We start from the raw sequence: 24,278 nt of genomic DNA, 5'->3' as shown, positions 1-24,278 counted from the left end.
CAGCTCTAGCCGATATGGAGGCTATGGGTATGGGGCGTTTTCGTCCCCGTCCCGGTCTTACTCCTCCCCGTCTTACTCCTCTTCGTCGGGACGTAGCGGCGGCGGGTCCAGCACTGTTAGAGCGAGGTGGTCAAAAGCCGGCTCAACAGTTTTGTATACGCCCGTGGAAGCTAAGGCACTCGAACCGATCCGCGAAACCGTCGAGAGGCGCGCGGAACTACCTGATCTTCGTGATGTCTTCCTATGCCATGCGTGGGCCGACCGGCTGGAAGATGCCACGGAACTCTACAATCAGCTCAAAGCGCGCGGCGTATCCGTCTGGTTCAGCGAAAAGGACATTCCTCTTGGATCGTCGTTCCTTCGCGAAATTGATAGGGGATTGGCAAAGTCGCGCATCGGGATCGTGCTCGTGACACCCGCGCTTCTGCTTCGCCTTCCAACGGGAGGTGTTGCGGACCGAGAGCTTTCAGCGCTTCTTGCGACTGACCAACTCGTACCTATTATTCATAATACGACTTATGATGCTCTCCGCAACGTCAGTCCGCTGCTTGCCTCGCGAAATGGCCTGAGCACCGGGGAGGACACGCTAGCAATCGTGGCTGATAAGCTCGCTGAGCTCATAGCCACATAGCTCTATTGCGATGTTGGCTACAACGCCCGGTCTCGTCGTTTTACGACAGGTCTCGCTGAGCGTCCGAATTCGCGATATAGGCCCATAGTCGGCTGAAGCTATAGCCCGCTGACCATGGGCATATAGCCAACGTCCGATTACGGGCGCATGGCAAACACGTCACAATGACTGCGATTGGGGCGCAAAGCGGTCGCAGCAATTCAAAATATCAAGACATGTTGGCGGAGTTTCAGAAGATTTCGGAAACCCGCAAGGCGGCTTGAGAGTTCAGCTCGTTCCCTCTATCCCCCAGTTGTCATCGTCGGCGAATGTCATAACGATATGTTTGGTGGGATCATCTCGATCAACCTCGACTGCTCGAAACCTATGACCGCCGAATGAGACTGAAAAGCGCCGGTGGGACCCGTCAATCAGTGCGTTATGCCGCTTTGTAAACGCGATTGAAGCATCCAGAAGCTTGGCAACATCCGGGTCCAAACTTGCGGACATTCGCTCTATTTCGCGCCGAGGACCTTCGAGTCCGTCAGGATAAATCCTCATCTGCTGTACGTTGCGGCGAATCCAATCCGCGACCGCAATTCGACTGTCCTGATTTTCTTTTGGTCCGGCCGAGATAGCTTCAATAAGGATTTGAACGTCAAGATCGCTATCGGCCTGTCGCGCGAGTTCCTGCTTAGCCTCAGAATTGAGTTCTGCCAGCTCTTTCTCGAGCCGCTGTATTTCGCTTGCCAAGTCAGCAAGCTTTTCTCTGACGAAGTCGGTGCCAACGCTGTCATCGGATAAAAGATCGAACGCGCTCTCCCGCATTTTTTTCTTCTTCGTCAATTCGTTGGAGATCGCGGCCAGTTGCCCTTCCGCAAGCAATCGAGCGTCCTTGGCCGAAGATTCGACGATCAAGGACTGCAAATCCAATTCCTTCACAAAAAAGAGGAAGGCAGTTTCGAGGTGCTTTAGCGGCCACATCGCCGCCCAGCATTCGTTTCCACGACGGGCATTGTCACACCGAATGTAGATCCCGCCCTTTGGTCCAGAGCCCTTGTCTACAATCATCATCTTACCTTTGCAGTAGCCGCAAGTCGCCACGCCTGAAAAGAGGTTGATGTTGTTACGACCCTTGCGACCACTCCCCCGGTTCTTTCTCACAGCGCGACCAGCCTGTATCCGTTCAAACTGGTCTCGCGAAATAACAGCAGGAAAATAATCGGCGATTGGATCACTCGCCGGTGTGCGCTTGCCTTCGATATATCGATGAGGCTGAAACTCACCTAGCACGGCGCGGTTGGTCAGAAGCTTCGAGACGTAAGATTCATGCCAGCCTTGCGACGGAGCGAATGTCGGCACGCTGTCCAAATTGAGTTTTCGAGCGATCTGATAAGAACCCTTGCCGTTGTCAGCATCGTTGAAGATGGCCTGCAAAACCGCGACACGCTCAGGGATTACATCGAAAGCCCGTCGATCTTCGGATAGGCTCAGCCACGCAGGTGCGACTTGCGTGAGTTTCTTCTCGTGGATGTTCCTACGCTTGTTCTCCCATGCCGCGCCAACGCGCAGACCCTTGGTGCGAGATTCCTCATAGGCGCGAGCCATGATCACGACAGAGAGAAGGATATCAGCAACATCGGCGCTACCGGACTTGTAAACTCGCCGATCGGTTAACGTGACTATGTCGACGCCTGATTCCAGAATTTGAAGAAATAGCGCAACTGCCGTCTGAGGTTTTTCACGACTGATGCGGTCAAGAGATTCGACTATTAGAAACGACCCCTCCGGGATCAAACCATCTTCAGCAAGAGATAGAAATCTACCAAGCTCACCCTGCGCTACGTTCTTGCCGCGATAAGCGGAGACACCGATATCCTGGAGTTTGAAATCTTCGACCAGTTCGAGGTCGTTTTCGTCGCAGTAACGCTTAGACTCTTCAGTCTGTCTGCGTAGGCTGTCGCCCTTTAACTGAACATCAGTCGACATGCGGATGTAAGAATAGGCTTTTGGTTTCATGCTTTCTCCTTAAGACAAAGCACTTACCTCATAAATTAATCCACCTCAACATGTGGATTCCCATTTTACCGGGAGCGACCATGACCTGGACCTCGACCGGCACACCTTCAATGCCCTGAAATGCAACCGTGCTGACGCGCGCGACCATGCCCCTGCCCCGTAACCCTGAACCCCAACCTATGAAGGCGGTCACAATCTGGCATGGAATATGGAATAAAACAAGAACGATAAGCGAACGAATTCAGCTATCCGCTGCAATCAAATTGCAGCAGGTTGCAAAGCCGGAACGAAGGCGATCAAAGGCGGAACACTTGGAGCATTTCCGTTTTTCTTCGAAACACGAAAATTCTCTATCTCTTTGTTTTAACAAAAAAATCTCTGCACAGTTTTGCCGCAATTCCGAACGCAAAACCACTATGCACTTTTGTTGGCATTGCACTTTTGCTGGTATTGCTTTAGCCGCGCTTGCGCTCGATCGCATCCCACAACAGGCTTGCGATATCGGCGCCACCGAACTTCTTCACTTCCCGGATGCCTGTCGGCGAGGTTACGTTGATCTCTGTCATATAATCGCCGATGACGTCGATGCCGACGAGCAGGAAGCCGCGTTCGCGCAGAGCCGGGCCGATGCGCTCGCAGATTTCCTTTTCGCGCGCCGTCAGTTCGGTCGGCTCGGCGCGGCCGCCGACATGCATGTTGGAGCGACTGTCATGCTCGGCCGGGACGCGATTGATGGCGCCGGCAAATTCGCCGTCGACGAGGATGATGCGCTTGTCGCCCTTGCGCACGTCAGGCAGGTATTGCTGAGCGATGAAAGGCTCGCGGAAGAGATGGCCGAACATTTCGAGCAGCGAGGACAGGTTGCGATCGTCCTTGGTGGAATGGAAAACGCCGGCGCCGCCATTGCCGTAGAGCGGCTTCAGGATGATATCGCCCATCTCGTCGCGGAAGCGGCGGATCTCGCCCGGATCCTTGGTGATCAGCGTCTTCGGCATCAAGTCGGAAAATTCGGTGACGAAGATCTTTTCCGGTGAGTTGCGCACCCAGGCCGGATCATTAACGACGAGCGTCTTCGGATGGATGCGCTCCAGAAGATGCGTCGAGGTGATGTAGGACATGTCGAAAGGCGGGTCCTGGCGCAGCAGGACGACGTCCATGGTCGACAGGTCGATGCGCTCAGGGGCGCCGAGTTCATAGTGATCGCCCTTGACGTCGCGCAGCACCATCGGCTCGACGGCGGCATAGAGCTTGTCATCGCGGAAGCTCAGGCGATCGGGCGTGTAATGGAAGAGCTTGTAGCCACGCGCCTGAGCCTCAAGGCTCATGGCGAAGGTGGAATCGCCCGCGATATTGATGCCGGAGACATGGTCCATCTGGACCGCTACGTTCTTGATCTTGGCCATTTCCGTCCCTTGAGCTGATGCCGCCCAGATGTAGGTCGGTCAGGCGTCAAACGCAACGGCAATCAATGGCTTCGCGCGCCTCCGCCGGCGCAATTTTCAGGCCGCGATGCCGGTACCGCCGCCGTTGCGCAAGAGGTTGCGCAGGCGATAGGCAATGGCGAGCGGCTTCGGGAAAGGCTTGCGCAGGAAGGCGACCTTGCGGACATAATTGTCGACCCGCCAGTTCGCCCAGGTGCCGCCGGCAAAGAAAGCGACATCGCCCACCTGCAGCGTGCGTTCCAGGCCATCTTCGGTGGTGACGTGCACTTCGCCTTCGAGGATCATGACCGTCTCGTCCCAGCCGAAACGCCAGCGGAATTCGCCCGATGTGCAATCCCAGATCGCCGTCAGCGATGCCTCGTCATGGCCGCGGGAATGTTCTGCCGTGCGCGCCTGCGGATTGCCGCTGATGATCCAGTCCGGATTGATCGGCGTCGACTTCAGCACCATGCGGTCGCTTGCCTGCGCAACGAACGATTTGCCAGCCGTCTTCAATGCGGCGTAAGGCACGGACCGCGCAGCCATGGCGACGGCGGTTGCAAGCATCATCTTCAAGGCCATGAATTACCCCCAGTTTGCTACCCCTAGCTGAGCCGTGGATAACAAAAGAGTCGTAAAAGCCCGTTCAAGCAGACGCTAAAATTTTAACGAAAGCTTATTCGTCAGTTTTTAGCCGCCTGCGGAATTTAGCGCCCCCTAGAAAGCATCGGGGAAATGACGAGGCAGTTTTCCCGGCAATATCGCAACGATATCATAGCGCTGTGAGAGCCGGGAATAGTCCCTCTGGCGGGCGAGCCAGAGATCGCTCGCAGCCCGGATGCGTTTTTGCGAGGCGAAGGACACAGCATCCACGGCGCCCATTTCGTCGGCGCGCGCCTTGACCTCGACAAAGACGGCCAGGTCTCCCTTGCGAGCGATAATATCGATCTCGCCGAGCTTCGTTTTGTAGCGCATGGCGAGAATGCGATAGCCTTTCAGCATCAGGAAAATGGCGGCAATATATTCTGCCGCCGAGCCGCGACGCAGCGCCTTTCTCCTGCGGAGCGTGGCTTCGCCGTCAGCCATTCGCCGCCTTCATGTCGAGAAGCTTCTGGTAGAGCACCTTGCGCGGCAGGCCGGTCAAGCGGGCAGCCTCGGTCGCGGCCCCGGCGGTTGGCAGCGATTTTGAGAGATCGGCGAGAATGGCGTCGACATCCGCCGCAGTTGCCGGCTCGTCCTTCGGCGGGCCGATGACGAGAACAATCTCACCCTTCACATTGTCATGCTCTTCATAATAGGTGACGAGCTCGGCAAGCGTGCCGCGGCGGAATTCTTCATAGGTCTTGGTCAGTTCGCGGCAGACAGACGCCTCGCGTTCAGCGCCGAGCACATCGGCAGCAGCCAGCAGCGTTGCGCCGATGCGATGGGGCGATTCAAAGAAGATCAGTGTGGCCGGTGCGTTTGCGAATTCTGCGAGACGGTCGCGACGGGCCTTGTCCTTGGTCGGCAGGAAACCGGCAAATAGAAAAGCATCGTTCGGCAGCCCTGAGCCGACGAGGGCCGCAAGCGGTGCGGAGGCGCCGGGAATAGGAATGACGCGGTAACCTGCTTCGATCGCCTGCTGCGCCAGGCGATAGCCGGGATCGGAGACGAGCGGCGTGCCGGCATCGGAAACCAGCGCCACCGACTTGCCGGCTTCGAGCGCCTGCAGGAGCCGCGGCCCGGCCTCATCGGCATTGTGTTCATGATAGGCAAAGGGGCGGTTCTGAATGCCGTAGCGATCGAGCAGGACGCGGGTAACGCGTGTATCCTCGCAGGCGAGGACATCCGCACCGGCAAGCGTTTCCAGCGCCCGCAGCGTGATATCGCCGAGATTGCCGATCGGCGTTGCGACGAGATAGAGAGCCGGTTCGAGCGGGCGCGCCGGCACCGCGATATTGTGCAGGCGAAAGCCGCGCCGGGCGCCAGTTTCCGCTGTCGTCTCTTCCGTCATGTCATTCGCTTTCATTCCGCCAGCCTCTTCCCTTTATGGGCGAGCGGTGTGGCTTCGACAAGGGCCGCAATTTCTGTGAGCATTGCACTGCAAAACGGCATTTGCGGGCTTGCGGGCAGCCATGCCTCTTGCAATCGCTGGCAAAGTTCTGCCATTTTGCCCGTCCACTCCCCTCTCCCAAAGGGGAAAGCAGTGACGCGGCGCTTCCGAGCGCCCGGACAATAAAGGTCGAAAGCGGTAGCATCCCATGCGTATTACTATTGAGCGGTCAAACCTTTTGAAGTCGCTGAACCACGTGCACCGCGTGGTCGAACGCCGCAACACGATTCCGATCCTGTCCAACGTGCTGCTGAAGGCCGATGGGCAGAGCCTCGACATGAAGGCGACCGACCTCGATCTCGAAATCACCGAAGCGACGCCTGCCAATGTCGAGCAGGCCGGCGCCACCACCGTTCCCGCCCATCTTCTTTACGACATCGTGCGCAAGCTTCCCGATGGCGCGGAAGTGCTGCTTGCCACCTCCCAGGATGGCGGCTCGATGACCGTTCAGTCCGGCCGTTCGAAGTTTTCGCTGCAGTGCCTGCCGGAATCCGACTTCCCGGATCTGACCGCCGGCACCTTCACGCATTCCTTCAAGCTGAAGGCAAGCGATCTGAAGATGCTGATCGATCGCACACAGTTTGCGATCTCGACCGAAGAAACCCGCTACTATCTGAACGGCATCTTCTTCCACACGATCGAGAGCAGCGGCGACCTGAAGCTGCGCGCCGTTGCGACCGACGGCCACCGTCTCGCCCGCGCCGATGTCGACGCCCCCTCCGGCTCGGAAGGCATGCCCGGCATCATCATTCCGCGCAAGACGGTTGGCGAATTGCAGAAGCTGGTCGATACGCCTGATGCGATCGTCACCGTCGAAGTTTCCGATGCCAAGATCCGGGTCACCCTCAGTTCCATCGTCATGACCTCGAAGCTGATCGACGGCACCTTTCCGGATTACCAGCGCGTCATCCCGACCAATAACGACAAGGAAATGCGCGTCGACTGCACGAGCTTTGCCCAGGCCGTCGACCGCGTTTCGACCATTTCATCCGAGCGCGGCCGCGCCGTGAAGCTCGCGCTCTCCGATGGTCAGCTTCTGCTCACCGTGAACAATCCGGATTCCGGTAGTGCCACGGAAGAAGTCGCCGTCGGCTACGATACGGATCCGATGGAAATCGGCTTCAATGCCAAGTATCTGCTCGATATCACCGCGCAGCTTTCCGGCGACGAAGCGATCTTCCTTCTGGCCGATGCAGGTTCGCCGACACTCGTGCGTGACACCGCCGGCGATGACGCGCTCTACGTGCTGATGCCGATGCGTGTTTAAACGCGCGTCGCTTTTGCAGTTGAAACTTTCCTGATCGCGACATCGCCTCTTGTTTTTGCTTCACCCTCCTGCAATTAAGGGAAAGTTGACCGGCAGGCATGGGAGGACGGCATGGCATTGCGGCTCAAGGAACGGCTCGGCAAGAAGTTTGACGAGGAGATCCGCTTCTTCAAGGGCATGATGCAGGGGCCGAAGACCGTCGGCTCCATCGTTCCGACTTCCTCGATCACTGCCCGCAAGATGGCAAGCGTCGCAAATCCGCATTCGGACCTGCCCGTGCTTGAACTTGGTCCCGGCACCGGCGCCATCACCAAGGCGATCCTTGCCCATGGCGTGAAGCCGGAAAAGCTCGTCGCTATCGAATATTCGACGGACTTCTACGAACACCTTATGCAGCTTTACCCCGGCGTGAGCTTCATCAACGGCGATGCCTTCGATCTCGACAAAACGCTCGGCTCACTCAAGGATCAGGAATTCGATTCCGTTATTTCGGGTATACCGCTCCTGAACTTCCCCATGCAGGCGCGTATTGCGCTCTTGGAAAGCCTGCTCGACCGCATGCCGGCAGGCCGGCCGATGGTACAGATCTCCTATGGCGCGGTCTCGCCGATCGTTGCCAATGCCGATCGTTACAGCATTCATCATTTTGATTTCATCGTGCGCAATATTCCTCCTGCTCAACTCTGGATCTATCGGCGCGGATAAATGTTTGGACTTTATATCACCCACCCTCAGGTCAAGATCGACCCGCAGGTTCCCGTTCCCAAGTGGGGTCTTTCCGAGATCGGCGCCGAACGCGCCCGCAAGGCTGCCTCGAGCGACTGGGCGAAGCGGCTGACCCGCATCGTCTCCAGCAATGAGACGAAGGCGATCGAGACGGCGGAAATCCTTGCTGCGGCCTCAAGCGTGAAAATCGAGATCGTGCATGGCATGCACGAGAACGACCGCTCCGCCACTGGTTTCCTGCCGCCCGACAAATTCGAGGAGGCGGCCAACTGGTTCTTCGCCCACCCGCTGGAGAGCTTCAGAGGCTGGGAGCGGGCCGCCGATGCGCAGGCCCGCATCGTCTCCGCCGTCGAGACCGTCCTATCCTCGCATGAGGCAAATGCGCCGATCGCCTTCGTCGGGCATGGTGGCGTCGGAACGCTGCTCAAGTGCCATCTGATGGGCGCACCGATTGCGCGTGATCGCGACCAGCCAGGCGGTGGTGGCAATCTCTATGCTTTCGGCCTTGCGGATCGGCGCTTATCATGCGACTGGACACCCATTGAAGACTGGCGGGGATGATTGAGATGGACGCACGCGAGCGGTTGATCGTCGGGCTTGATGTTCCAACGATTGGCGAAGCGGAAAGATTGGTTTCCACGCTCGGCGACGACATTCTCTTCTACAAGATCGGCTATCAGCTCGTTTTTGCCGGCGGGCTGGAATTTGCCCGCGATCTCGCGGCCAGCGGCAAGAAGATCTTCCTCGACATGAAGCTGCTCGACATCGACAACACGGTCGCATCCGGTGTCGAGAACATCGCCAAGATGGGCATGTCGATGCTGACGCTGCATGCCTATCCGAAAGCGATGAAGGCCGCCGTCGAAGCGGCCAAGGGCTCCAGCCTCTGTCTGCTTGGCGTTACGGTGCTGACCTCGATGGACGCCGATGACCTCGTCCAGGCCGGCTATCAGTACGATCCGAAAACATTGGTCGCGCGGCGTGCGGAACAGGCGCGCATTGCCGGGATGGGCGGTATCGTCTGCTCTGCCGAGGAGTCCGCCAGCGTCCGCGAGATTGTCGGACCTGACATGGCGATCGTCACCCCAGGCATCCGCCCGACAGGCGCCGAGAGGGGCGATCAGAAGCGGGTCATGACGCCTTCGGATGCACTGAAGGCCGGTTCCACCCATCTCGTCGTCGCCCGGCCGATCGTCAAGGCGCCGGAGCCGCGGGAAGCGGCTCGCGCAATCCTCAATGAAATGGTCGCCGCACTCTGGCCGGCGAATCGCTGACACATCCGCTGAAGGGGAGATAAAAATGCCCAAGGGATACTGGATTGCTCGCGTCGATGTGCGCGACCTCGAGCGCTACAAGGATTACGTTGCAACCGCAAAGCCTGCCTTCGAGAAGTACGGCGCGAACTTCCTCGCCCGCGGCGGCGCGATCACCGAGCTTGAAGGCAAGGCGCGCGCCCGCAACGTCGTTATCGAATTTCCCTCGATGCAGCATGCCGTCGACTGCTATAATTCGCCGGAATACCAGGCCGCCGCAAAAATCCGCCATGAGGTGGCTGATGCGGAAATGGTCGTGGTCGAAGGCGTCTGAGCCAGTTTCGAACGGGTAAGAACTGCGGCGCGATGGCCCTTTTCGTCGCGTCGGTATTCGGCTAAGACGAAAACAATCACAGCATTCCAAAGCCTTTCGAGGAGCCTGCCATGACCCTTGCCAACCTGCCGCCGCTCGTTACCGTGTTCGGAGGGTCCGGCTTCATCGGCAGACATGTCGTGCGTGTGCTCGCCAAGCGTGGCTATCGCATCCGCGTTGCCGTGCGCCGCCCTGACCTTGCCGGCTTCCTGCAGCCGCTCGGCAATGTCGGCCAGATCTCTTTGGTCCAGGCCAACCTGCGCTACCGCAACTCGATCGACCGGGCTGTCGAAGGCGCCGACCATGTCATCAACTGCGTTGGTATTCTCTTCGAGAGCGGCCGCAACACCTTCGACGCCGTGCAGGAGTTCGGCGGTCGTGCTGTGGCGGAAGCCGCCCGCAATGCCGGCGCAACGTTGACCCACATTTCCGCCATTGGCGCCAACGCCGGTTCGAACTCCAACTACGGCCGTACCAAAGGCCGCGCGGAAGCCGCCATCCTGTCGATCAAGCCGGATGCGGTGATCTTCCGTCCGTCTGTCGTCTTCGGCCCGGAGGACAGCTTCTTCAACAAGTTCGCCGATATGGCGCGTACGTTCCCGGTCCTTCCGCTCGTCGGCGGCGGCAAGACGAAGTTCCAGCCCGTGTATGTCGAGGATGTCGCAGAGGCCGTTGCCCGTGCCGTCGACGGCAAGGTCGAAGGCGGCAAGATCTATGAGCTCGGCGGTCCTGAGGTCCTTACCTTCCGCGAATGTCTCGAAACCATACTCAAGGTTACGGTACGCAATAATCGGCTCGTTTCCCTGCCCTTCAGCATCGCATCGCTGATTGGCAGCATCGCCTCGCTCGTGCCGTTCATCGCGCCGCCGATCACGCCGGACCAGGTCAAGCTTCTCAAGCACGACAACGTCGTTTCCAATGAAGCCGAAGCCGAGGGCCGCACGCTGAAGGGCCTTGGCATCACGCCGACGATGGCGACTTCGGTGCTCGACTCCTACCTCGTGCAGTATCGTCCGCACGGCCAGTATACCGGCTCCGGCAAAGCTGCCTGATCAATCGATAGAAGACAATTCAAACGCCGTTCGCGAGCTTTCGCGGGCGGCGTTTTCCATTTTCGCGAGGCGCCAATCCGGCACAAGCCTGGCGTGTTACGCTGCATCTCATGTTGTGTGACGTTGCATAAAAGACGCATAGGAAATTTAGTGGAATTAACACCAAATTTAGCAGGAACATTTATTGCTATTTGCTATTCCACTGACTAAACACCCCCGCGCGTCTCCAGACAGACTCAAGGCGCCTCGCAGGCGTGCGGCAATCACTGTGAAAGGCTATTTCTGATGGGTAAGTCAATCGCGCTTCTTTTTGCGTGTGCGGCACTGGTAATCCTCGCAGGCTCCTTCATTGCGCCGGGCTCCGTCGCAGCGGTGAAGGGCAGTTGCTCGCCGGCTTACGGCGTCGATCCCTGCTCAACGGCCTCCATCACCCACTAACAGAAAAGCCGGTCCTTTCGAACCGGCTTCATCTTTTCTCTCGGGGTGAGCGATATATATCGCTCACTCGCGTGTCCGGTCATTCAGTTGATCATGCCGGCCATCGCCATGCCGAGCAGCACAACACCCAGAATGATGCGATAGATCGCAAATACCGTGAAACGGTTGCTCCTGATATAGGCCAGCAGCCACTTGACGGCGACGAAGGCGACAATTGTGGAAACGACGAAGGCAATACCGAGCGCGGTCCAGTCCTCGTTTGCCGCACCGCCATCCTTGAAGGTTTTCAGCAGCGAAAAGGCGCTTGCCGCATACATGGTCGGAATGCCGACGAGGAAGGCAAATTCGGTTGCCGCGGCGCGGTTAGCCGTACCCGCCAGCATGGCGACGAAAATCGTGGCACCCGAGCGGGACGTTCCGGGGAAGACGCCGGCAACGACCTGGGCAATGCCCACAAGAATGGCGACGAGCCAGGTGATCTGAGTGCTCGGCGGGCGGCGGGCGGCAGCCCATTCGGCAAAGATCATCCAGATACCGCCGATGATCAGCGCCCAGGCAACCGGCGTTGCGTTCTCAGGCAGTTCGAAACCGAGCTTCTTGACCAACAGTCCGAGAACCGCCGTTATCAGAAAGGCGACAATCAGCTTAAAGGCATAATCGCGGTTTTGCGGATCGCGCCAGCCAAGCAGCAGATCGAGCAGACGACGCCAGTAGATGATCGTAACGGCGAGGATCGCTCCTGCCTGAATGACGATGTTGAAGGTGTCGCTACGGGCGCCGAGCCACTGCTCCGCAATGATCAGATGGCCGGTGCTCGAAATCGGCAGGAACTCTGTGATCCCTTCTATAATGCCCAGAATTATAGAGTTTATGTAGTCCATAAAGTGTCTCCGGTTTGGGGTTCGGTCGGACTGGAATGGCGGTCAGGCTATATTGCACTGCACAATCATCATTCGCCAGAGCGGGAGGCAAGAAAAGGCGAGCGGGGAGTTGCGATCGTTCAGGCAGCCATGTTTTGTCCCTTGTCAGGCAGGTGTGACCCGATTCGCTTGTATTGAAGGGGCCAAGCTCCTATAGCTTCAACTAATGAGTCATGACTAGGGCGGTATAATCGGGGCGCCCCTGAACCCATGCACAACAATCAAAAGTCCGAGTATCGATGCCCACGCTTTATCATCATCCCATGTCGTCCGCGTCTCGCTTCGTCAGGCTCATTCTGGCGGAATACGGCTATCAGGCAGAGCTGATCGAAGAACAGACCTGGGAGAAACGCCGCGACTTCCTGGCGCTCAACCCGGCTGGCACGCTGCCCGTCTATGTGGACGACAGCATGCGTGCACTCTGCGGCGCGACGGTGATTTCGGAATATCTCGACGAGACGCATGGCGTGCTGAAGCGCGACCGCAGGCTGCTCGCCGAAGATCCGTTCCAGCGCGCGGAAATCCGTCGCCTGACGGAATGGTTCATGCAAAAGATGGAAAACGACGTCACCAAGCCGCTGGCGCGCGAGCGCGTCTACAAGCTGCAAATGACGGCCGACCAGGGCGGCGGCGCCCCGGATTCCAAGATGTTACGCACGGCACGCGCGAATATCCGCCAACACATGCGTTATCTCACCTGGCTCGCCGGCTCGCGCCAATGGCTCGCCGGCGAGCGGATGAGCTATGCCGATCTTGCCGCTGCAGCCTCGATCTCTATTCTCGATTATCTCGGCGAGATCGACTGGTCGGAATCGCCGCTCGCCAAGGACTGGTACCAGCGGCTGAAATCGCGCCCCTCCTTCCGTCCGCTGCTCACCGAGCGCGTGCGCGGTCTGACGCCGGTTTCCCATTACGCCGACCTGGATTTCTGACGAGGGCGTTTGATGCCCGAACCGAAAACCGAAGATATTAAGGAGCGGAAGCGCCGCGACAATTTGACCGCCTTCCTGAAGAGGGAATCGGCCGCTCTCGGCTTCGATCTCTGTCGTGTCACCCGTCCGGATTCGATCCCTGACGCAAAGCAGCGACTCGGCCAATTCATCGATGCCGGCCGGCATGGAACAATGGAATGGATGGCGGAAACGCGCGAGCGTCGCGGCGATCCGCGCACGCTCTGGAGCGATGTGCGCTCTGTTGCCGTCTTCGGCCTCAATTACGGGCCGGACGAGGATCCTCGCGGCATTCTCGACAGGAAGGATAGGGCGGCAATCTCCGTCTACGCCCGCAACCGCGACTATCATGACGTCATGAAGGGCCGACTGAAAGAGATCGCCACGCGCTTCGCAGCCAAGGCTGGCGCAGACGTGAAGGTCTTCGTCGATACCGCACCCGTCATGGAAAAGCCGCTGGCCGCGGCGGCCGGTCTCGGCTGGCAGGGCAAACACACCAATCTCGTCAGCCGCGAGCATGGCTCCTGGCTTTTCCTCGGCTCGATGTTCACGACTGCCGATCTCAATATAGATGCCTCGGAGGCCGATCATTGCGGCTCCTGCCGCGCCTGCCTCGATGCCTGCCCGACGGCTGCCTTTCCTGCGCCCTACCAGATCGATGCGCGCCGCTGCATTTCGTATCTGACGATCGAGCATAAGGGGCCGATCGATCCCGAGTTCAGGCCGCTGATCGGCAACCGCATTTACGGCTGCGACGATTGTCTTGCCGCATGCCCCTGGAACAAGTTCGCAAACGAAGCGTCGGAAATGAAGCTGAAGGCGCGTGAGGATCTGAAGGAACCTTCGATCGTCTTCCTTTTGACCCTCGACGACCCAACCTTCCGTACGTTCTTCAGCGGTTCTCCGGTCAAGCGCATCGGGCGTGACCGCTTCATTCGTAATGTGCTGATCGCTGCCGGCAATTCCGGCGATCGTAGCCTGATCGAGCAATGTCGTGCGCTCGCCGCCGATGCCTCTCCTGTCGTGCGCGGCATGGCAGTTTGGGCACTGTCGCGGCTCATGGAGGCTGGTGAATTCGAAGCCTTTGCCGCACAAAGGGAAAATGAGTCGGACGAAGAAGTCCTCAACGAATGGCGACTGGCGGGGGTAAGCTGATGCATGTGATGATCTTTGGCTGCGGTTATTCCGGTACGGCGATCGCCAGAGCCTTTGGTGACAGCGGCATGCGCATCTCCGGCACGACCCGTTCGGAGGAAAAGGCGGAAGAGCTGCGGAGATCCGGGATCGAAGCCTTCATCTTCGACGGCGAAACCCTGAGCGACGATCTGCGTGCGGCGATGGCCGGCGTTACGCATCTCGTGCAGTCGATCGCTCCGCGCGATGCCGATCCGCTGCTTGCATTGCTCGGCAAAGACAGCACGGTGCTTCTGCCGAAGCTGCAATGGATCGGCTATCTCTCCACGGTCGGCGTCTATGGCGACCACAAAGGCTCCTGGGTGACCGAGGAAACCCCTTGTGTGCCGGTCTCCGGCCGCTCCAAGGAACGTCTGGACGCTGAGGACGCCTGGCTTGCGCTCGGACGTGCCCGCGACGTACCGGCCGCAATATTGCGTCTTTCCGGCATTTACGGACCAGGACGCAACGCCTTCATTAATCTGGATCGCGGCACGGCGCGCCGCATCATCAAGAAGGACCAGGTCTTCAACCGCATCCGCGTGGAGGACATCGGCGCTTCCACCCGCTTTTTGTCAGAGCATGCGCTCGGTGGCATCTATAATGTCACCGACGACCAGCCCGGCCCGCCGCAGGATGTCATCGTCGAAGCCGCCCGCCTGATGGGCGTCGCACCGCCGCCAGAGCAATCTTTCGAGACGGCCGAGATGACGCCCATGGCCCGCTCCTTTTATGGAGAGAATAAGCGGGTTTCCAATGCCAAACTGAAGGCCACGGGCTTCCGTTTTGCCTTCCCGAACTATCCGATGTCGCTCGCCCAGCTCTGGCAAAATGAGGGGTGGCGGGGCTGACGATACCCTCCCATTCGGGTGAGAGGGCTATAATTCAAAAAGAGTAGAAATTTCCTACTTTCTTATTTTAGCGACGCGAATTTCGCTCCGCATTATGGTTAACGGCCTCTAAATTTGCGCAAATGTGGCAGCAAATATGGCGGTATGAGCAAAAATTTTTTGTGATTTCCGGCGGCCATCAAATGTTTACCGCTTTCCCGAAAAAATCGTTCGGATTTTAGCTGATTTCATTAGGTTTTTTCCACAATTCGTCAAAGCGGTGTCCTGCTACCGCAATGTTACCAGAATCACAAATGTTACAAGCTGTAACGTTCCGTGATCGCGATCGGCACTTTTTCGCCACTTTTCCCCGGATTGAAGCCCCACCGCCTGTGAAGGCGCAAGTTCAATAGTTGAGGGACAATCCGTTTTGAAGAAAATCTGCCGTTCTCTAATCACTACCGCAGCCATTGCAGCCTGCTCTTTCATCCTCCCGGCGGAAGGATTTGCTGCTAACGGATGTGGCGGTGCTTCGTGGTACGCACTTCGCTCCAAAACTGCTTCCGGGGAACGCATGAACCCGGCCATCTATACTGCCGCACATCGCTCTCTGGCGTTCGGCACCAAGGTGAAGGTCACCAACCGCAACAACGGCCGCAGCGTCGTCGTTCGCATCAATGATCGTGGTCCGTTCATCCGCGGTCGCGTACTCGACCTGTCACGCGCTGCTGCCCAGAATATCGGCATGGTCTCCACAGGTACTGCGAAGGTTTGCTACGAAGTCATGAGCTGAGGCTACGTCCTCCGCAAAATCCCTGCGCCGGATGCGGCGCTTGCTCTTGCCGTCAATCGCGGGTAACCACGCGGTTGAGACTTGTAAACAATCTGCCCCGCCATCAGGCTTCCTGAGGCTCTTTCCGCGCGGATCGTTCACTAGCCAAGGCAACAGGAGAAGTTTGAATGCGTTTGGGCGGCCGCCTCGAAGGGGCGATTTCGGTTCTGGCTGATATCGATGCCCGTAAAAGGCCTGTCGCCGATGCGCTGAAGGACTGGGGCCTCGCTCACCGTTTCGCCGGTTCCGGCGACAGGGCGGCGATCGGCAACATTGTCTACGATGCGCTGCGCATGCGACTGTCCCATGCCTATCTGATGGACGACGACAGCGCCGTTGCCATTGCCCATGCCGTCATGTTCCGCCAATGGGGTTTCACGCCCGAAACGCTGGCCGCCGAACTTGCTGACGACAAGTTCGCGCCGACGCCGCTTTCGGCCGACGCACTCGCGGCCTTTACGAGCCGCTCTCTTTCCGACGCAGCCCCGCATGTTCAGGGCGATATTCCAGAATGGGTGCAATCCTCCTTCGAACAGGCTTTCGGCGACGAATGGCTTTCCGAGGCCCAGGCGCTCGCTGGACGCCCGACGCTTGATCTGCGTGCCAATATCCTGAAGGCCACCCGCGAAAAGGCCGTCAAGGCGCTGGAACGCGCCGGCGCCAATGAGGCGAAGATCGCACGCTACGGCATCCGGATTCCCGCCGGCGAGGGTGCCTCACGTTTGCCCAACGTGACGGCCGAGCTTTCATTCCAGAAAGGCTGGTTTGAAGTTCAGGACGAGGGATCGCAGATCGTTGCGGATCTGGTTTTGCCTGGGGATGGCGAGCAGGTGCTGGATTATTGTGCCGGCGGCGGCGGCAAGACGCTCGCCATGGCGGCTGCGATGCATAACAAGGGCCAGGTCCATGCCTATGATGCCGACCGCAAGCGGCTTGCGCCGATCATCGAGCGGCTGAAGCGCGCCGGCACACGCAATGTCCAGGTCCATGACGATATCAGAGGCCTGACCAGCCTGCGCGACCGCTGCGATAAGGTGCTAGTCGACGCGCCCTGCACCGGCACAGGCACGTGGCGCCGGCGCCCGGATACGAAATGGCGACTGACGGCCAAGAACCTCGACGAGCGCACTGCCCAGCAGCAGGACGCGCTGACGCAGGCGCGCAGCTTCGTGCGCCCCGGCGGCGAACTGATCTACGTTACCTGCTCGGTGCTACCGCAGGAGAACGAAGAACAGGTGCGGCGCTTTGCCACCGACAACAGCGACTTCGAAATCGTCAGCGCCCTGCCCGCTTGGGACAGCCTGTTCGGCAAGGATGGGACGCGCCCACGTTCTTCCGACGGCAAGACGATCACGCTGACGCCGGCCTCGACGGATACGGACGGCTTCTTCTTCTGCCGCCTCAAAAGAACAGGCTGAGCCTTACGGCGACGGCGCCCGCAGCGGATATTGATGCCGCGGTGGGATGAAGTGATGCACGACGGCGATCGCGACCAGCAGGACGCCGCCGAACAGGACGACTGCAAAAAGCGTCAATCCGCCGAGATGCGAGCCGAGAGCAACAAGCGGCACGGCGCCTGCCGGCGGATGCGTGACCCTCAGCGCCAGCATGCCGGCGATTGCGATACCGACGGCGATTGCCGCGACCCACCAGAGACCCGGAAAGAAGAAAGCGGCTGCGGCGCCGACCGCCGCAGCAAGAACGTAACCACCAATGACATTTGCCGGCTGGGCGAGCGGGCTCTTCGGCTGCCCAAAGATCAGCACCGCCGTTGCGCCGAAGGGCGCAATCAGCAGCGGAATGCCTGTCGTAACAGCAAGGATGCCGACCGAAACCATGCCGATGACGGCACCAATTCCGGACTTCAGATGCGCATGGAACGCGCCCTTCGGCTCGTGGCGATGAATGAAATGCCTGATGTGATGACGCATGAAGGCCGGTCGGATGAGGTGTTCAGGAGGATCGGATGAAGGATTAAGCAGGGTGCGCAATTAATAGCGCGCCTCTTGCTGAATTTTCAAGCAAATGCTTTTCAAATAGACAGGCTCCTCGCGGAAATCCATCCTTAAAACCATTCCAAACTAGAGTGTTTGACACCAGTTTGCTTTTGGGCGAAGAGACGAATGCCGGATTCAGACGGAAATCCGTCACAGGAGAGGATTATGAAGCTCAACCGCACATTCCGAGCAGCTGCGCTGGCGATTGCCCCCGCCGCCCTGCTCGCCCTTCCCGCGTATGCGGCAACCGACGCAGCCGCTGTCGTGAAGCATTACGCCGAGGTCGCGCATGCCAAGTATGAAGATTCGCTGACAACAGCCAAGGCGCTCGACGCGGCCATCGACGCGTTTCTGAAGTCGCCTGATGATGCGACGCTGAAGGCCGCCAGGGATGCCTGGATCAAGGCACGCGTTCCCTATCAGCAGACGGAAGTCTATCGCTTCGGCAACCCTGTTGTCGACGACTGGGAAGGCAAGGTCAACGCATGGCCGCTCGACGAAGGCCTGATCGACTACGTCGATCCCTCCTATGGTACGGAAAGCGACGAGAACTCCCTCTATGTCGCAAACGTCATCGCCAACAAGACGATCAAGATTGACGGCAAGGATGTCGACGCCTCCAAGCTGACGCCGGAATTCCTCTCCGGTACGCTTGCCGAGGCCGGCGGTATCGAAGCCAACGTCGCGACCGGCTACCACGCCATCGAATTCCTGCTCTGGGGCCAGGATCTGCATGGCACGGGACCAGGCGCCGGCGAGCGTCCTGCTACTGACTATGATCTCAAGAATTGCACGCACGGCAATTGCGACCGTCGCGCCGAATATCTGAAGTCGGCTTCCACGCTGCTTGTTTCCGACCTGCAGGAAATGACCGATGACTGGGCGCCGGGTGGCGAAGCGACGAAGCACGTCGAAGCCGATCCGAAGGCTGGCCTCGTCGCCATCCTGACGGGTATGGGTTCGCTCTCCTATGGTGAACTGGCCGGCGAGCGCATGAAGCTCGGCCTGCTGCTGCACGATCCGGAAGAAGAACATGATTGCTTCTCGGACAATACCTACAATTCGCATCTGAACGACGCGATCGGCATCGCTGCTGCCTATACGGGCGAATATACCCGCGTCGACGGCACCAAGCTGACCGGCCCGTCACTGCACGACCTCGTCGTCGCCAAGGATAAGGCTCTGGACGCCGAGATGACCGGCAAGCTCAACAAGACGCTGGATGCCATGCACGCTATGGCCAAGCGCGGCGAGACGGTCGAGAAGTACGATCAGATGATCGGCGAGGGCAACAAGGAAGGCAACGCCGTCGTTCAGGCCGCCATCGACGGTCTCATCGACCAGACGAAGTCGGTCCAGCGCGTTATTGCCGCACTTGACCTCGGCACCGTCGAGCTTGAAGGTTCCGACAGCCTGGATAATCCTAACGCTGTCTTCAAATAAGCAAAAAGGCGGGCCGCTCCGAAACCGGAGTGGCCCGGACCCTTGAAATGTCGCATAACCCGGCCAGACGTCTCTTTGTCAGCGCAGCTTTCTGCGCTCTGCTCGCCGGACTTCCCGTCGCTATTGCCGGTAGTTTCGATCTTCCGACTGGACGTACCGATCTTTCCGATGCGGATTTGAAGCGCGTCGTCGATGTCACGCGGCCGACCGGCGATTTCACCAAGGCCGAACCCTACGAGGCGATGCAGGCGGGTGCGGCAACCTCTATCGATCCGGTCACCGAAGACAGTTTCTCGCACATCTCGGCCAATATCCCTTTCGAGGAAGAGCAGAATTTTCGGCTCGGCAATGCGCTCTTCCGCAAGCTCTGGGTTTCCGCGCCCTCCTCGACGCAGGCATCCGATGGGCTTGGTCCGCTCTTCAATGCCCGCTCCTGCATGAGTTGTCATGCCAATGACGGCCGCGGCAAACCACCGGATGGCGGTCCGAGCGCTACCTCGATGGTCCTGCGCGTGGCCCGTGCGGCAAAGACACTTGAGGAAGAAAAAGCGATCGCCGACGCCGATGTCGTCAATTTCCCCGATCCGGTTTACGGCCACCAGCTTCAGGATCTCGCCGTTCCAGGACTTGCCGCCGAGGGCAAGGTCGCGGTCACCTACACCGAAGAGACGATCACGCTTGCCGGCGGCGAAACGGTGAAGCTGCGCAAGCCGGCCTATTCCGTCAAAGACCTCGCCTACGGCCCGCTCGACCCGGCGACAACGATCTCGGCGCGCGTCGCCCCGCCGATGATCGGCCTCGGGCTGATCGAAGCAATTCCCGAGGCCGATATTCTGGCCCATGCCGATCCTGATGATCTCGATCATGATGGCATTTCCGGTAGGGCCGCGATCGTGCGCGATCATCGCACCGGCCAGATCGCACTCGGCCGTTTCGGCTGGAAAGCGCAAAATGCCACAGTTCGCGACCAGAGTGCGGATGCCTTCTCCACCGATATCGGCATCTCGACGCCGGATGCGCCAAACGCTGATGGCGACTGCACCGCGGCCGAGACAAAGTGCCTCGCCATGCCTGATGGCGTGCAAAAACGGCTCGGCAATGAGGAGGCACCAGGACCGGTGCTCGATCTCGTTACCTTCTATTCCGAGAACCTCGCCGTGCCGTCGCGCCGCAAAGCAAGTTTTGCCGGGACCCTGCGCGGCAAGCAGCTTTTCTACGAATCCGGCTGTATTTCCTGCCACGTGCCGAAGTTCGTCACCCGCCGCGATACGGCTGAGAAGGCCCAATCCTTCCAGCTCATCTGGCCCTATTCCGATTTCCTGCTGCACAACATGGGCGATGGCCTGGCCGACGGACAGCAAGTAGGACTGGCCGGTGGACGTGAATGGCGCACGCCGCCGCTATGGGGTATAGGACTGACCCGGACTGTCAGCGGACACAGCTTCTTCCTGCATGACGGCCGCGCCAGAAATCTCACCGAAGCAATTCTCTGGCATGGCGGCGAAGCTGAAAAAGCCCGTAGCGCATTCTCCTCGCTGTCAAAAGAGGATAGAGAGGCCCTGATTACATTCCTGGAGTCACTTTGATGCGCCCCTGGCACACCCTGCTTTGCCTCGCTTTGACCGGCCTTGCCACATCGGCTGCCGCCCAGAGCGCCGCACCACCCGCTTCGGGCCTCAACGAGGATGCTGTGCCTTCAGTCATGCAGCGCGCTGTCGACGAGGTCATCCGCCCCGGCTATCGCAATATGCAGCAATCATCCGCGCGCCTGACGACGGCCATGAACGATCTCTGCGCCTCCGGGACGCAGCAGACGCTCGACCGCGCCAAGTCAGCATTCGACGATGTGATCCGTTACTGGTCGACGATCGAGATCGTGCAGACCGGCCCGGTCATCCAAGACAATCTCTTCGAACACATCCTCTTCTATCCCGATCGCAAGGGCGTCGGCCTCAAGCAGGTTCAGGCGCTGATCGCCAAGGCCGATCCGAAGGACGCGACCGTCGATGCCATTGCCGGCAAGAGTGTGGCGCTGCAGGGCCTGACCGCACTCGAATATGTGCTATATGGCAACGGCTCCGACGACCTCATCAAGCAGAAGGGCGGCTTCCGCTGCCTCTACGGCCAGGCCGTCGCCGGTAATATCCAGCGCGAGGCCGGCGAGGTGGTCGCCGCCTGGGAGAAGCCTGACGGTGTGCAGGCGAGCTGGAAACATCCCGGCCCGCAGAGCGACGATTTCATGGACAACAAGGAAGCCGTCACCGCGCTGCTCGGCATCCTCGTCCACGGCGCCGAGAATGTCCGCGACCAGCGGTTGGAGCAGTTCTACAAGGGCAAGGATACGCCCGCTCGCCCGCGCATGGCGATTTACTGGCGTTCGAAGAACACCTGGAAATCGATGGCCGCCAATCTCGAGGGCATCCGTACGCTCTGGCAGAAGGCCGGCATGGCCGAACTGCTGCCGCCAGAGAAGAAGGCGGTTGCCGATTCAATCGACGCTAAGCTGAAGACGATCATCGACGGCGTCTCGAAGCTGAACCCGGATATCGAAGTCGCGGTCAGCGATGCGGAAAGGGCCAAGCTCGATACGTTGCTGACCGAAAGCCGCGATCTCATCACCACGATCAGCGATCAGTATGGAGCGGCAATCGGCCTGTCGGCCGGCTTCTCCTTCTCGGACGGAGACTGAGCCGATGTGGCGCAGCGCCGCCATCGACCGACGCGGCTTCATCAAGGCCGCCGGTATCGGCTTTCTGGCAGCGCTGAAACCTGAAGCGCTGCTGGCGCTCACCCGCGCCGATGCTGTCTACGCCTCCGGTATCCGCACCGCCAACGGCTCCTTTGCCGTGGCGACGGTCACCGAGCGTGGGGAGATCGTCGATCAGGTGCCGCTGCCCGCTCGCGCCCATGGCATGGCCCATAGCAGCGCAACAGGGCGCACCGTCGCCTTCGCCCGCCGGCCGGGCACCTTCGCTATGATCTTCGACCCCTGGAACAAGGGCGAACCCGTCGTCATCACCTCGCCGGAGGGCCGGCATTTCTACGGCCACGGCGTTTTTTCCCCGGATGGCCGGCTGCTCTATGCCAGCGAGAACGACTTCGACAATAACAGGGGCATGATCGGCCTCTATGATGCGACGAACCGCTTTGTCCGTATCGGCGAATATGAGACCTATGGTGTCGGCCCGCATGACATGACGGTTTCCGATGACGGCCGCATGCTCGTTGTTGCCAATGGCGGCATCGAGACACATCCGGATTTCGGCCGCACAAAGCTCAATCTCGGCAATATGCAGCCGTCGCTGGCGCTTATCGATGCGGCGACCGGCGTGCTGATCGAAAAACATACCCTGCCGCCGCAATGGTCATCCGTCTCGACACGCCATGTCGATGCCGATGCCGGTGGCCGCATCTGGTTCGCCTGCCAATATGAAGGCCACCGCAAGGACCTGCCGCCACTCGTCGGCCATTTCGCCAAGGGCGAAGACTTGAGCTTCATCGACCTGCCTGAGGAGACGACCCGACGACTTGCCAATTATGTCGGAGCGATCGCAGTCAACCGAAAGGAAGGTCTGGTCGGCGTCACCTCGCCGATCGGCGGCGCATCTGTCACCATTGATGCGAAAACGGGCAAGGTGCTGCGTGAGGACAGCGTTCGCGATGCCGCAGGCATTGCGCCTGCTCCCCGCGGCTTTGCCGTTTCCTCCTATGATGGCGATTTCCTGTCGGCTCATAGCGATGTCTCCTGGGATCAGCATATCGTGCGGATCACTCAGCCGGTGCTGATGCGGTAGTCTTTCCATTCCTTTTCAATGACTTCGGCGGCTGCCCGCGCCGCCTCATAGAGCCAGTCCTCACTGCGGGAGTGCAGGTCATTGCGAATTGCCGCAGCACCTGCCGCGTCGTCTGAATGGCAATTGGCGATCTCGAAACCCATCAGTTCCAGCATGGCGCCGTCCAGGAGCGTCTTCGCATCGGTCGCGATCTCGATCTTGCGGCTGTTCGGCGAAAGCCGGCGAACAAGAATGCGGCCCGACACTGCGAAATGAGGATCTGGGCTGCGCATCCGCCCGGCGGCGATGACACCGGTTCTGATGACGCGATCTCCTGATCTTGCCAGCGACCAGGCCGAGGGCACAAGCGCCTTTGCTTCACGCAGCACAGGCCCACCGCGCCACTCCTTCACATAGGCGACGAAACGTGGCCGCCCGAGGCTGCCCGTTCCCTTCTTTTTGACTGGTAGGGGCGTAAAACTTCCTGCACCCCTCGGCAGGGCATTCCTCAGAGCATCAACGAAACGGCCGGGAGCCGGCTTTTCATCGGGTTTACGCTTCTCCCATTTCTTCCAGAACTCCTTCCGCTCATCCTCCGAAAGCAGCAGCTTGTCGCGCAGCCAGGGATGATCACGCTCCAGGACGATGGGATTCGCATGCTCAAGGCCGCGCACATATCCTGCGAGAATGAGCTCGGCGATCGCCCTGCCAGAAACCCCGGCGTCCGGCTGAGCGAGAATGGCGCTTGCCACCAGCCGCACGAGATCCAGCCCGTAGGGCATAATCGCTGCATCGTCGAAATCATTGGCGCCCCAGACGAGCCGCCCCTCGATATCCCGCCAGGTGCCGAAGTTCTCCAGATGCGTATCGCCGATCGACAGCACTTGCGGCATGTCCGCAAGCTCCGGCCTGACGTCGTAGATGATCTCCGCCCAGCGCCAGTAGGTAGCGCGCAAGAAGGAGAATGCCTCCTCGCGCATCTTCCGGTGTTTCTCGTCGATACCCTCCTGTACGAGCTCGCCCTGCAGCTCGTGTGCCAGCCACGCCTCGTAGTCGCTCATAGATTGAGAAAATCTCTTCATCGGCTCGCCCTCAGGTTTGATTGATCA

General features: G+C 59.4%; 25 protein-coding genes and 1 pseudogene. 17 read left to right on the top strand and 9 right to left on the bottom strand.

The window, feature by feature from the left end; all coding sequences use genetic code 11:
* Positions 1-163: 163 nt before the first annotated feature.
* Positions 164-631, top strand: a complete 468-nt coding sequence (locus AB8B33_RS24060; protein WP_439017122.1) for a toll/interleukin-1 receptor domain-containing protein — start codon at positions 164-166, stop codon at positions 629-631.
* A 267-nt stretch (positions 632-898) separates the two neighbouring features.
* Here AB8B33_RS24060 and AB8B33_RS24055 read toward each other — a convergent pair whose 3' ends face one another.
* The 6 genes and pseudogenes from AB8B33_RS24055 to rsmI all read right to left on the bottom strand — a co-directional run bounded on the left by AB8B33_RS24055 (position 899) and on the right by rsmI (position 6,043).
* Positions 899-2,629, bottom strand: a complete 1,731-nt coding sequence (locus AB8B33_RS24055; RefSeq protein WP_439017121.1) for a recombinase family protein — start codon at positions 2,627-2,629, stop codon at positions 899-901.
* Between the two features lie 46 nt (positions 2,630-2,675).
* Positions 2,676-2,777, bottom strand: a pseudogene (locus AB8B33_RS24050) (ATP-binding protein); the annotation flags it as partial.
* Positions 2,778-3,084: 307 nt separating this feature from the next.
* Positions 3,085-4,032, bottom strand: a complete 948-nt coding sequence (gene gshB, locus AB8B33_RS24045) for a glutathione synthase (RefSeq protein ID WP_439017120.1) — start codon at positions 4,030-4,032, stop codon at positions 3,085-3,087.
* A 96-nt stretch (positions 4,033-4,128) separates the two neighbouring features.
* Positions 4,129-4,632, bottom strand: coding sequence for a cupin domain-containing protein (locus tag AB8B33_RS24040; RefSeq protein ID WP_439017119.1), 504 nt, complete (start codon positions 4,630-4,632; stop codon positions 4,129-4,131).
* 135 nt (positions 4,633-4,767) lie between these two features.
* Positions 4,768-5,136 carry a YraN family protein gene (locus AB8B33_RS24035; RefSeq protein WP_439017118.1) on the bottom strand — a complete coding sequence of 123 codons (369 nt, stop codon included), beginning with the start codon at positions 5,134-5,136 and terminating at the stop codon, positions 4,768-4,770.
* Positions 5,129-6,043: a 16S rRNA (cytidine(1402)-2'-O)-methyltransferase gene (rsmI, locus tag AB8B33_RS24030; protein WP_439017300.1), complete on the bottom strand. Its 915-nt coding sequence runs from the start codon at positions 6,041-6,043 to the stop codon at positions 5,129-5,131. The genes AB8B33_RS24035 and rsmI overlap by 8 nt, the downstream gene beginning before the upstream one ends.
* A 247-nt stretch (positions 6,044-6,290) precedes the next feature.
* Between rsmI and dnaN the strand changes: the two genes are divergently transcribed.
* The 7 genes from dnaN to AB8B33_RS23995 all read left to right on the top strand — a co-directional run bounded on the left by dnaN (position 6,291) and on the right by AB8B33_RS23995 (position 11,251).
* Positions 6,291-7,409: a DNA polymerase III subunit beta gene (gene dnaN, locus AB8B33_RS24025; protein ID WP_113324395.1), complete on the top strand. Its 1,119-nt coding sequence runs from the start codon at positions 6,291-6,293 to the stop codon at positions 7,407-7,409.
* 111 nt (positions 7,410-7,520) lie between these two features.
* The gene (gene pmtA / locus AB8B33_RS24020) at positions 7,521-8,114 is read left to right on the top strand and encodes a phospholipid N-methyltransferase PmtA (RefSeq protein ID WP_439017117.1); all 594 of its coding nucleotides are present in this window, start codon (positions 7,521-7,523) and stop codon (positions 8,112-8,114) included.
* Complete coding sequence (locus AB8B33_RS24015) at positions 8,115-8,696, top strand: histidine phosphatase family protein (protein WP_439017116.1); 582 nt, start codon at positions 8,115-8,117, stop codon at positions 8,694-8,696.
* Between the two features lie 5 nt (positions 8,697-8,701).
* Positions 8,702-9,409: an orotidine-5'-phosphate decarboxylase gene (pyrF, locus tag AB8B33_RS24010; RefSeq protein ID WP_439017115.1), complete on the top strand. Its 708-nt coding sequence runs from the start codon at positions 8,702-8,704 to the stop codon at positions 9,407-9,409.
* 25 nt (positions 9,410-9,434) lie between these two features.
* Positions 9,435-9,722: a DUF1330 domain-containing protein gene (locus AB8B33_RS24005; RefSeq protein WP_007813455.1), complete on the top strand. Its 288-nt coding sequence runs from the start codon at positions 9,435-9,437 to the stop codon at positions 9,720-9,722.
* A 110-nt stretch (positions 9,723-9,832) separates the two neighbouring features.
* Positions 9,833-10,813, top strand: a complete 981-nt coding sequence (locus AB8B33_RS24000; protein ID WP_439017114.1) for a complex I NDUFA9 subunit family protein — start codon at positions 9,833-9,835, stop codon at positions 10,811-10,813.
* Positions 10,814-11,098: 285 nt separating this feature from the next.
* On the top strand, positions 11,099-11,251 hold the full coding sequence (locus AB8B33_RS23995; protein WP_007813451.1) for a hypothetical protein: 153 nt from the start codon (positions 11,099-11,101) through the stop codon (positions 11,249-11,251).
* An 83-nt stretch (positions 11,252-11,334) separates the two neighbouring features.
* Here AB8B33_RS23995 and AB8B33_RS23990 read toward each other — a convergent pair whose 3' ends face one another.
* Positions 11,335-12,132 carry an undecaprenyl-diphosphate phosphatase gene (locus AB8B33_RS23990; RefSeq protein ID WP_439017113.1) on the bottom strand — a complete coding sequence of 266 codons (798 nt, stop codon included), beginning with the start codon at positions 12,130-12,132 and terminating at the stop codon, positions 11,335-11,337.
* A gap of 278 nt (positions 12,133-12,410) precedes the next feature.
* Here AB8B33_RS23990 and AB8B33_RS23985 point away from each other — a divergent pair, with 278 nt between their 5' ends.
* The 5 genes from AB8B33_RS23985 to AB8B33_RS23965 all read left to right on the top strand — a co-directional run bounded on the left by AB8B33_RS23985 (position 12,411) and on the right by AB8B33_RS23965 (position 17,374).
* Positions 12,411-13,103 carry a glutathione S-transferase family protein gene (locus tag AB8B33_RS23985; RefSeq protein WP_192728435.1) on the top strand — a complete coding sequence of 231 codons (693 nt, stop codon included), beginning with the start codon at positions 12,411-12,413 and terminating at the stop codon, positions 13,101-13,103.
* Positions 13,104-13,115: 12 nt separating this feature from the next.
* Positions 13,116-14,276, top strand: coding sequence for a tRNA epoxyqueuosine(34) reductase QueG (gene queG / locus AB8B33_RS23980; protein ID WP_439017112.1), 1,161 nt, complete (start codon positions 13,116-13,118; stop codon positions 14,274-14,276).
* Positions 14,276-15,145: an SDR family oxidoreductase gene (locus AB8B33_RS23975; RefSeq protein ID WP_439017299.1), complete on the top strand. Its 870-nt coding sequence runs from the start codon at positions 14,276-14,278 to the stop codon at positions 15,143-15,145. The genes queG and AB8B33_RS23975 overlap by 1 nt, the downstream gene beginning before the upstream one ends.
* A 409-nt stretch (positions 15,146-15,554) precedes the next feature.
* The gene (locus tag AB8B33_RS23970; protein ID WP_037070615.1) at positions 15,555-15,917 is read left to right on the top strand and encodes a septal ring lytic transglycosylase RlpA family protein; all 363 of its coding nucleotides are present in this window, start codon (positions 15,555-15,557) and stop codon (positions 15,915-15,917) included.
* Positions 15,918-16,084: 167 nt separating this feature from the next.
* Positions 16,085-17,374: an RsmB/NOP family class I SAM-dependent RNA methyltransferase gene (locus AB8B33_RS23965; RefSeq protein WP_439017111.1), complete on the top strand. Its 1,290-nt coding sequence runs from the start codon at positions 16,085-16,087 to the stop codon at positions 17,372-17,374.
* A gap of 3 nt (positions 17,375-17,377) precedes the next feature.
* Here the strand turns inward: AB8B33_RS23965 and AB8B33_RS23960 are convergent, their stop codons facing one another.
* Entirely contained in the window at positions 17,378-17,887 is a 510-nt protein-coding gene (locus AB8B33_RS23960; RefSeq protein ID WP_113321750.1) for an HPP family protein, read from the bottom strand.
* 231 nt (positions 17,888-18,118) lie between these two features.
* Here AB8B33_RS23960 and AB8B33_RS23955 point away from each other — a divergent pair, with 231 nt between their 5' ends.
* The 4 genes from AB8B33_RS23955 to AB8B33_RS23940 are packed head-to-tail and all read left to right on the top strand — an operon-like array spanning position 18,119 to position 23,190.
* Positions 18,119-19,396 (top strand): imelysin family protein, encoded by a 1,278-nt coding sequence (locus AB8B33_RS23955; RefSeq protein WP_439017110.1) that lies wholly within the window; start codon positions 18,119-18,121, stop codon positions 19,394-19,396.
* 47 nt (positions 19,397-19,443) lie between these two features.
* Positions 19,444-20,982, top strand: a complete 1,539-nt coding sequence (locus tag AB8B33_RS23950) for a di-heme oxidoreductase family protein (protein WP_439017109.1) — start codon at positions 19,444-19,446, stop codon at positions 20,980-20,982.
* The gene (locus tag AB8B33_RS23945) at positions 20,982-22,085 is read left to right on the top strand and encodes an imelysin family protein (protein ID WP_439017108.1); all 1,104 of its coding nucleotides are present in this window, start codon (positions 20,982-20,984) and stop codon (positions 22,083-22,085) included. Before AB8B33_RS23950 ends, AB8B33_RS23945 begins: the two co-directional genes overlap by 1 nt.
* Positions 22,086-22,089: 4 nt before the next feature.
* Positions 22,090-23,190 carry a DUF1513 domain-containing protein gene (locus tag AB8B33_RS23940; protein WP_439017107.1) on the top strand — a complete coding sequence of 367 codons (1,101 nt, stop codon included), beginning with the start codon at positions 22,090-22,092 and terminating at the stop codon, positions 23,188-23,190.
* Here AB8B33_RS23940 and AB8B33_RS23935 read toward each other — a convergent pair.
* Positions 23,169-24,251 (bottom strand): DUF2252 family protein, encoded by a 1,083-nt coding sequence (locus AB8B33_RS23935; protein ID WP_439017106.1) that lies wholly within the window; start codon positions 24,249-24,251, stop codon positions 23,169-23,171. The genes AB8B33_RS23940 and AB8B33_RS23935 overlap by 22 nt on opposite strands.
* Positions 24,252-24,278 lie beyond the last annotated feature (27 nt).

Source organism: Rhizobium sp. 768_B6_N1_8 (assembly GCF_051811225.1).
Classification (GTDB): Bacteria; Pseudomonadota; Alphaproteobacteria; order Rhizobiales; family Rhizobiaceae; genus Rhizobium.
This window is presented reverse-complemented; position numbering and strand designations above follow the sequence as displayed.